We start from the raw sequence: 8,196 nt of genomic DNA, 5'->3' as shown, positions 1-8,196 counted from the left end.
AGCGTGTGGGCCTCCGGGGCGTCTTGTGTGCGTCGGGGGGGGTAAATTCGCGGAAAGCCCGCCCCCGGTCCACACTCGACGCCGTCAGCGCACACTCGACGCCAGCAGGGGCAGACAGAAAGCGGCAACCGGACGGCCAGCCCGACACGCCAGCACCAGGTTGCTCGCTTTGGTCCACCCGCACCCGGGCACCGTGAACCGACCGGCACGACACCGACGAGGTCCTTCGCACGTTGCACGGAATGCCACGCGCAGATGACGTCTGCTTCGACACCGTCAGCCACACCGGGTGAGCGTGACCGTCTCACAGCGAGCACCTGTCCGCTGTCGGCGGCAACGATCTGCAAAGGTCAGCCGAGAGTCAGGATGCGGGGCCCATCGTCGGTGACGGCGACCGTGTGCTCCCAGTGCGCGGCCCGCGACCCGTCGGTGGTGACCACCGTCCATTCGTCGTCGAGCACCACGGTCTTGCGAGTGCCCAGCGTCAGCATCGGCTCGATGGCCAGCACCGATCCCTCGGCCAGCAGTGGGCCGCGACCGGGGGCGCCTTCGTTGGGCAGAAATGGGTCCATGTGCATCTGCCGACCGATACCGTGCCCGCCGTAGCCCTCGACGATCCCGAAGGTGCGGCCATAACGGACCTCTGCCGCATGGGTGGCGGTTTCGATGGCGTGCGAGACGTCGGTGAGGCGGTTCCCGGGAACCATCGCCGCGATCCCCGCTTCCATGGACGCCTTGGTGGCGTGGGAGAGCGCTTCGTCGTCGGGAATGAGTGCGCCGACACCGAAGGTGATCGCGGCGTCGCCGTGCCAGCCGTCCAAAATCGCACCGCAGTCGACCGAGACCAGGTCGCCGGCCGCCAGTTGGTCGGCTGCCGAGGGGATGCCGTGCACGACGCGGTCGTTGACCGACGAGCAGATCGAGGCCGGGTAGCCGTGGTAGCCGAGAAAGGACGGGGTGGCACCGGCGTCGCGGATCACCGACTCGGCGATCTGGTCGAGGTCGTGCGTCGTCGCTCCCGGGACCGCGGCTTCACGCGCCGCAGCCAACGCGGCGGCGACCACGGCGCCCGCTGCGGCCATCGCGTCGAGTTCGGCCGCACTGCGCTGGGGCACCACCTTGCGACTGCGCAGGCCGGCCAGGCTGATCACCGTTACTTTCCGAGGGCCTGCAGGGCCCGCGCAAACACCTCGTCGACGGAGCCGACGGCGTCGACGGTCTTCAGCTCGCTGCTGTAGTACTCGATCAGCGGCGCGGTCTCGTCGCGGTAGATGTTCATCCGGTTGTGGATCACATCGTCGGTGTCATCAGCGCGCCCGCGCGCCTTGAGTCGCTCGAACAGCACATCCTCGGGCACCCGGAACTCCAACACCATGTCAAGTCCGGTTCCGCGGCGCTCCAGCATGTCGTGCAGCGCCTTGGCCTGCGCGACCGAGCGCGGGTAGCCGTCCAGGATGAAACCGGCGTCGGTGTCGGGTTTGCTGAGCCGGTCGTCGACCATCTCGTTGGTCAGCTCCGAGGGCACCAGATCGCCGGCGTCGAGGTAGCGCTTGGCCTTCAGCCCCAGCTCAGTCCCGTTGCCGATGTTCTCCCGAAAGAGATCTCCGGTGGACAGGTGTGGAAGCTCGAGCTTCTCCGCCAGCTTGACGGCCTGCGTGCCCTTACCCGCTCCGGGCGGCCCCAGCAACACGACTCTCACTTCAGGAACCCTTCGTAATTGCGTTGCATGAGCTGACTCTCGATCTGCTTGACGGTATCCAACGCGACACCGATGGCGATCAGCACCGCGGTACCACCGAACGGCAGGTTCTGAACAGGCCCGGAACTACCGATTTGAAGGAACAGGTTCGGCAGCACCGCGATCAGACCCAGATAGATCGAACCAGGCAAGGTGATCCGGCTCAACACGTACCGCAGATAGTCGGCGGTCGGCTTGCCCGGGCGGATACCGGGAATGAACCCGCCGAATTTCTTCATCTCGTCGGCACGCTCGTCGGGGTTGAACGTGATCGAGACGTAGAAGTAGGTGAAGAAGATGATCAGGCTGAAATAGATCCCGATGTAGACCGGGCTTCCGGGGTTCGACAAATAGTTGCTGACGAACTTGTCCCACCAACTGTTGCCCATGCCGCCGCTGCCGCTGCGGATCAGCTGGGTGATCAGATGCGGAATATAGATCAGCGACGACGCGAAGATCACCGGGATGACGCCGGCCTGGTTGACCTTCAGCGGCAGATACGTCGAGGTGCCGCCATACATTCGCCGGCCCACCATGCGCTTGGCGTACTGCACCGGAATCCGGCGCTGGCCCTGCTCGACGAACACCACGCCGACCACGATGATCAGCGCGGCCACGCAGACCGTGGCCAGTACCACCCCGCCGCGGCTGTCCAGAATGCTCTTGCCTTCACCGGGTATCCGGGCGGCGATGCCGGCGAAGATCAGCAGCGACATGCCATTACCGATGCCGCGCTCGGTGACCAGCTCGCCCATCCACATCACCAGCGCCGCACCCGCCGTCATCACCAGCACGATGACGACCAGGGTGAAGATGCTCTGGTTGGCGATGATGTCCAAGCTGCAGCCCTGCAGCAGGCCGCCGTTGGCGGCCAGCGCCACGATGCTGGTGGCCTGCAGGATGGCCAGCGCGATTGCCAGATAACGGGTGTACTGCGTCATCTTGGCCTGACCGGACTGACCTTCTTTGCGCAGCTCCTCGAACCTGGGGATGACCACTGTCAGCAGCTGCACGATGATGCTCGCGGTGATGTAGGGCATCACGCCGACCGCGAACACGGTCAGCTGTAGCAGCGCCCCGCCGGAGAACAGGTTGATCAGCGAGTAGATCTGCGCCGACTCGCCGCCACTGATCTGCGCGAGACACTTTTGCACGTTGGGGTAGTTGACGCCGGGCGACGGCACCGTCGCGCCCAGCCGGTACAGCATCACGATGCCCAGCGTGATCAGGATCTTGCGTCTGAGGTCGGCTGTTCGCAGCGATGAGATGAAAGCCGAAAGCACTCTTCCTCCTGCGCAGCCGGTCTCTGGTCGCGGCGTGCCTACTGGCTGGTGCATCCAGCCGGACTGTCGTAAAACGGTCTCGTGGTCCTGCGTCGCGCGCCAAGCACATGCAGGCAGGACGTGTTCCAGCGCGCGTCGGACAGTCTACGAGACTAACAGCGGGTGAAGCGCCTGCCTGCCAAGGGTCGGCTGCGGTGGGCAGCAGCGCTCCCAGACCGCGCACAACAACAAGGCGTAGAGTTTCCTTGGCTCTTTACCTTGGCTAAGTATCAAATGTTGACAGCCGAATGTGAACGGAAAGGTGGACGATGACGCGCAGCGATACCGACACGTGGGATCTGGCTTCCAGCGTGGGCGCCACCGCGACGATGGTGGCGGCGGCCCGGGCGCTGGCCACCGAGGACGCCGACCCCCTCATCAGCGACCCGTACGCCGCCCCCCTGGTGCGCGCGGTGGGCATCGAATTCTTCACCCGCGTGGTCGACGGCGACATCGACCCGGGCCAGGCGGGCGACAACGGCGCAGGCGAACTGCAAACCGAGACCGACTCGCTCGCAGTGCGCACCAAATTCTTCGACGACTTCTTTCTCGGCGCGGCGGCAGCGGGCATTCGTCAGTCGGTGATTCTGGCAGCCGGTTTGGACTCGCGGGCCTACCGGCTGAGCTGGCCCGACGGCAGCATCGTCTACGAAGTCGATCAACCCGAGGTTGTGCGGTTCAAGACCGAGACGATGGCGGCCCTGAGCGCCGAACCGACGGCCCAGCGCCGCACGGTCAGCATCGACCTGCGCGAGGACTGGCCGGCCGCATTGTGTGCGAGTGGCTTCGACCCGAACCGGCCGTCGGCCTGGAGCGCCGAGGGACTGCTGATGTACCTGCCGCCAGAAGCCCAAGACCGGCTCTTCGACCACATCACCGCGCTCAGCGCGCCCGGCAGTCAAATCGCCACCGAGTACCACCCGGACAACGGGTTGTCGATGGCCGAGCGCGGCAAGGCGATGAGCGACCGGTGGGCCAACATCGGCTGCGACGTCGACCTATCGGGGCTGTTCTACGACGGCGACCGCAACAACGTCGCCGACTACCTCACCGACCGCGGCTGGGCTGTGCATGCGCGCAACCGCCGCGACCTGTTCGGCGAATACGGCCGCGACTTCCCCGGTGACGACGCGCTCGCCGCATTCCGCAACATCGTGTCCGTCATCGCAACTCGCCGCTAGGAACTGTTCAGACGACCGCAACCGCTGGGATCTGGCGCTCCGACTTCGGCGGCGTCTGCATCTACCTTCGCGTCAGCCCGATGTAGTCGCGGGGCGACATGCCATGCGTCCGGCAACACCCCGTCCTCGGACACCTCGCGTTCTATCGAGGCGCGACACGGGAATGACCGCGATCGACGTGCGTTGCAGAAATATGCCAGCGCACGAGGCCACTCGGGCGCGTGGTAGCCTTGTTATATTGGCTAAGTAATCACCTGGTTTTCCGGCGGAGGGATCGCAATGGCACGCACCGACGACGACACCTGGGACCTAGCATCAAGCGTCGGCGCGACCGCCACCATGGTCGCCGCGGCCCGCGCGATGGCCAGCAAAGCCGACCGACCGCTGATCAACGATCCGTACGCCGAGCCCCTGGTTCGAGCGGTCGGTCTCGATCTGTTCACCAGATTGGCCACCGGAGAGCTGTCCCCCGCCGACCTCGAGGACGACAACGACGGTGCGCCGGCCGGTGCGCAGCGGATGACCGACAACATGGCAGTCCGCACGAAATTCTTCGACGAGTTCTTCATCGAGGCGACCAATGCGGGCATCAAGCAGGCGGTGATCCTGGCTTCCGGCCTGGACGCGCGGGCCTACCGGCTACCCTGGCCGGCCGGCACCACGGTGTATGAGATCGACCAGCCGCAGGTCGTCGAGTTCAAGTCGCGCACCCTGGCCGAACTCGGAGCCCGGCCCACCGCACACCGTCGCGCGGTCGCTGTCGACCTTCGCGAGGACTGGCCGGCCGCGTTGCGTGCCGCCGGCTTCGACCCCGCTCAACCCAGCGCGTGGAGTGCCGAGGGTTTACTGGGCTACCTGCCGCCCGAAGCCCAGGATCGGCTGCTGGACAACATCACTGAGCTCAGCGCACCCGGCAGCCGGATCGCCACCGAGAGTGGGCCCACCCGCGGCAAGGACCACGAGGAGCGGGTCAAGGACCGGATGCGGACCGTGTCACAACGCTGGAGTAAACACGGGCTCGACCTCGACATGACGCAACTGATCTACTTCGGCGAACGCAATGAGGCCTCGCCGTATCTGTCCGATCACGGGTGGCAGATGAGCGGCCGCACCATCCGAGAGTTGTTCTCCGCCAATGGTCTTGCCCCGCTTACCGAAGACGACCTGCCGTTCGCCGACCGTCTCTATGTCAGCGGCACGCTGACCGACAAGAAATAGGAGCTCTCAATGCCACGCACCCACGACGACAGCTGGGACCTGGCCTCCAGCGTCGGGGCCACCGCCACCATGGTGGCGACCTCGCGCGCGATGGCCTCGCGCGGGCCCGAACCGCTGCTCGACGATCCGTTTGCCGAGCCGCTGGTGCGTGCGGTAGGCCTGGCGCCGTTCGTTCGCCTCCTGGACGGTGATCTCAGCCTCGAGGACGACCCGATGCTGAATCGCAAGACGCGGACCGAGCAAATGGCGGTACGCACAAGGTTTTTCGACGACTTTTTCACCAGTGCCGCCGTATCGGGTATCAAGCAGGCGGTGATCCTGGCTTCGGGTCTGGACACCCGCGGCTATCGGCTGCCGTGGGGCGACGGCGTGGTGGTCTACGAGATCGACCAGCCCGAAGTGATCGAGTTCAAGACCAGCACCCTGGCCGGCCTCGGTGCCGCGCCGACCGCGGAACTGCGGACAGTCGCCATCGATCTGCGCGACGACTGGCCGGCCGCGCTGCGCGCCAAGGGTTTCGACGCCAGCCAACCCACCGCATGGAGCGCCGAGGGCCTGTTGCCCTATCTGCCGGCCGACGCGCAGGATCGGTTGTTCGACAACATCACCGCGCTCAGCGCACCAGGTAGCCAGCTCGCCACCGAACACGTTCCCGATCCGAATGCCTTCACCAGTGACCGCCTCAAACAGATCAGCGAGCGCTGGCGCAGCTTCGGCTTCCACCTCGACGCCGAAGACCTGTTCTATGTCGGCGACCGCGCCGTCGTCGCCGACTACCTCACCACGCACGGCTGGCAGGTGGACGCGCACCCGGCCAAAGAGCTATACGCCCGCAACGGTTTTGAATTCCCCGAGGAGTCGACGATGGCGGTGTTCGGCGAGATGAGCTACGTCAATGCGACGCTGAAATGACGCGCACCGACGACGACAGCTGGGACTTGGCCTCCAGCGTCGGCGCCACCGCGACCATGGTCGCCGCGGGTCGCGCGATGGCGACCAGGGATGCTCGGCCCTTGATCAACGATCCGTTCGCCGAGCCGCTGGTCCGAGCCGTCGGGCTGGATTTCTTCGTCAAGATGATCGACGGAGACGTCGATGTCTCGCTGTTCCCGAATTCGTCGCCGGAACGGATGCAGGCCATCGTCGACGGAATGGGACTGCGCACCAAGTTCTTCGACGACTACCTCCTTGCCGCGGTCGCGTCGGGCGTACGGCAGGTGGTGATCCTGGCCTCGGGTCTGGACGCCCGCGCTTACCGACTGCCCTGGCCCGACGGGACCACCGTCTACGAGATCGACCAGCCGCAGGTGATCGAGTTCAAGACGCGCACACTCGCCGGTCTCGGCGCCGAACCCACCGCGACGCGTCGCACGGTCGCGATCGACTTGCGCTACGACTGGCCGGCGGCGCTGCGCGCGGCGGGGCTGGACATCGGCGCACCGACCGCGTGGCTGGCCGAGGGATTGTTGATCTACCTGCCGCCAGAAGCTCAGGACCGGCTGTTCGACAACATCACCGCGTTGAGCACACCGGGCAGCACGGTCGCAACCGAATATGTGCCGGGGATCATCGATTTCGACGAAGACCGGGCCCGCGAAATGGCTGCCCCGCTTCGTGAGCAGGGCGTCGACATCGACATGCCCTCGCTGATCTACAGCGGCCAACGCAGCCATGTCGCGGAATACCTGCGCGGCAAGTCGTGGGACGTCACCGACATCTCTCGCGAAGACTTGTTCCGTAACAATGGACGGGCCGTCCCCACCCCGGAGAATGACGATCCGCTGGGCGAGATCATCTACATCAGCGGAACGCTGCGAGGTTAAAAGCGCGACTCCCCCAACCACAGCACGCTGGCGCCGGCCAGCGATCGCTCAGCCTGCTCGACGATGCCGACTACGGACTGAACGATCAACGCGCCCAACGCGTCCGGCAACGAGGCCGCCGCGGGCTGGGACGACGGTCGTGGCCGCAGGTAGTCCCATACCGACGAACCCGGGTAGCCGACCAGGCGAACCTTGGCGTCTTCGTCGAGACCCGCCAGCACCTTGGCCTTGCGTATCGCGGTGCGCAGGCCGCCGAGCTCGTCGACCAGGCCGTGGTCGAGGGCGTCGGCGCCGGTCCACACCCGACCTCGGGCCACCGCGTCGACCGCGTCGACACTCAAGTTGCGGCCGTCGGCGACGCGCTCGACGAAGTCGGTGTAGAACAGATCCGCCTCGGCCTCGACCTGCGCCTGCTGCTCCGGGGTGAACGGCGCATTGATCGACCATGCGTCGGCATTGGCGTTGGTGCGCAGGGCATCTGAGCCGACACCCAGCCGCTGTTTGAGGTCGCGGGCGATCAGCTTGCCCGTCACCACCCCAATCGAACCGGTGATCGTCCCGGGGTTGGCCACAATCGCGTCGGCGCCCATCGAGACGTAGTAGCCCCCGGATGCGGCAACCGAACCCATCGACGCGACGACGGGCTTTCCGCGCTCACGAGCCTTCTTCACTTCCCGCCAGATGGTTTCCGATGCCGTGACCGAGCCACCCGGCGAGTCGACCCGCAAGACGATCGCCGACACCGAATCGTCGTGTGCGGCAGCGCGCAGTGCCGCGGCGATGGTGTCGGCACCGGCGTTGGGCGATCCCAACGGCAGCCGTGAACCGCCGCGGCCATTCACGATGGGGCCGGCGACGGTGATCACGGCAATAGTCGATTTCGGCCCGCGCCCGGGCATGGAGGGTCCTCCTGA

The 8,196-nt window shown here is 66.0% G+C and carries 8 protein-coding genes; 4 read left to right on the top strand and 4 right to left on the bottom strand.

What is annotated here, in order from left to right; translation table 11 throughout:
- Positions 1 to 350 precede the first annotated feature (350 nt).
- Genes map through secY form a run of 3 tightly spaced genes read right to left on the bottom strand, consistent with a single transcriptional unit; the run spans position 351 to position 3,021 of the window.
- A complete protein-coding gene (map, locus tag AC2VOG_RS02465) occupies positions 351 to 1,151 on the bottom strand; it encodes a type I methionyl aminopeptidase (RefSeq protein WP_486938330.1) in 801 nt (266 codons plus the stop codon).
- 2 nt (positions 1,152 to 1,153) lie between these two features.
- Positions 1,154 to 1,699, bottom strand: coding sequence for an adenylate kinase (locus AC2VOG_RS02460; protein WP_486938329.1), 546 nt, complete (start codon positions 1,697 to 1,699; stop codon positions 1,154 to 1,156).
- A complete protein-coding gene (secY, locus tag AC2VOG_RS02455; RefSeq protein ID WP_486938328.1) occupies positions 1,696 to 3,021 on the bottom strand; it encodes a preprotein translocase subunit SecY in 1,326 nt (441 codons plus the stop codon). The genes AC2VOG_RS02460 and secY overlap by 4 nt, the downstream gene beginning before the upstream one ends.
- A 308-nt stretch (positions 3,022 to 3,329) precedes the next feature.
- Here secY and AC2VOG_RS02450 point away from each other — a divergent pair, with 308 nt between their 5' ends.
- From AC2VOG_RS02450 to AC2VOG_RS02435, 4 genes are all read left to right on the top strand, one after another.
- Positions 3,330 to 4,241 carry a class I SAM-dependent methyltransferase gene (locus AC2VOG_RS02450; RefSeq protein ID WP_486938327.1) on the top strand — a complete coding sequence of 304 codons (912 nt, stop codon included), beginning with the start codon at positions 3,330 to 3,332 and terminating at the stop codon, positions 4,239 to 4,241.
- Between the two features lie 279 nt (positions 4,242 to 4,520).
- Entirely contained in the window at positions 4,521 to 5,459 is a 939-nt protein-coding gene (locus AC2VOG_RS02445; RefSeq protein WP_486938326.1) for a class I SAM-dependent methyltransferase, read from the top strand.
- Between the two features lie 9 nt (positions 5,460 to 5,468).
- On the top strand, positions 5,469 to 6,371 hold the full coding sequence (locus AC2VOG_RS02440) for a class I SAM-dependent methyltransferase (RefSeq protein WP_486938325.1): 903 nt from the start codon (positions 5,469 to 5,471) through the stop codon (positions 6,369 to 6,371).
- The gene (locus AC2VOG_RS02435) at positions 6,368 to 7,282 is read left to right on the top strand and encodes a class I SAM-dependent methyltransferase (protein WP_486938324.1); all 915 of its coding nucleotides are present in this window, start codon (positions 6,368 to 6,370) and stop codon (positions 7,280 to 7,282) included. Before AC2VOG_RS02440 ends, AC2VOG_RS02435 begins: the two co-directional genes overlap by 4 nt.
- Here the strand turns inward: AC2VOG_RS02435 and sppA are convergent.
- Positions 7,279 to 8,196: signal peptide peptidase SppA (gene sppA, locus AC2VOG_RS02430; RefSeq protein WP_486938323.1), on the bottom strand; the 918-nt coding region annotated here is incomplete at its 5' end. The genes AC2VOG_RS02435 and sppA overlap by 4 nt on opposite strands.

It is taken from the genome of Mycobacterium sp. TH-M11 (assembly GCF_057473725.1).
The sequence above is the reverse complement of the archived record's forward strand: the minus strand, read 5'-3'. Positions and strand labels throughout refer to the sequence as shown.

Excerpts from the sequence above, each read along its gene's own strand:
- AC2VOG_RS02450 (WP_486938327.1), top strand. The coding sequence starts at position 3,330 with ATGACGCGCAGCGATACCGACACGTGGGATCTGGCTTCCAGCGTGGGC.
- AC2VOG_RS02445 (WP_486938326.1), top strand. The coding sequence starts at position 4,521 with ATGGCACGCACCGACGACGACACCTGGGACCTAGCATCAAGCGTCGGC.
- AC2VOG_RS02440 (WP_486938325.1), top strand. The coding sequence starts at position 5,469 with ATGCCACGCACCCACGACGACAGCTGGGACCTGGCCTCCAGCGTCGGG.
- AC2VOG_RS02435 (WP_486938324.1), top strand. The coding sequence starts at position 6,368 with ATGACGCGCACCGACGACGACAGCTGGGACTTGGCCTCCAGCGTCGGC.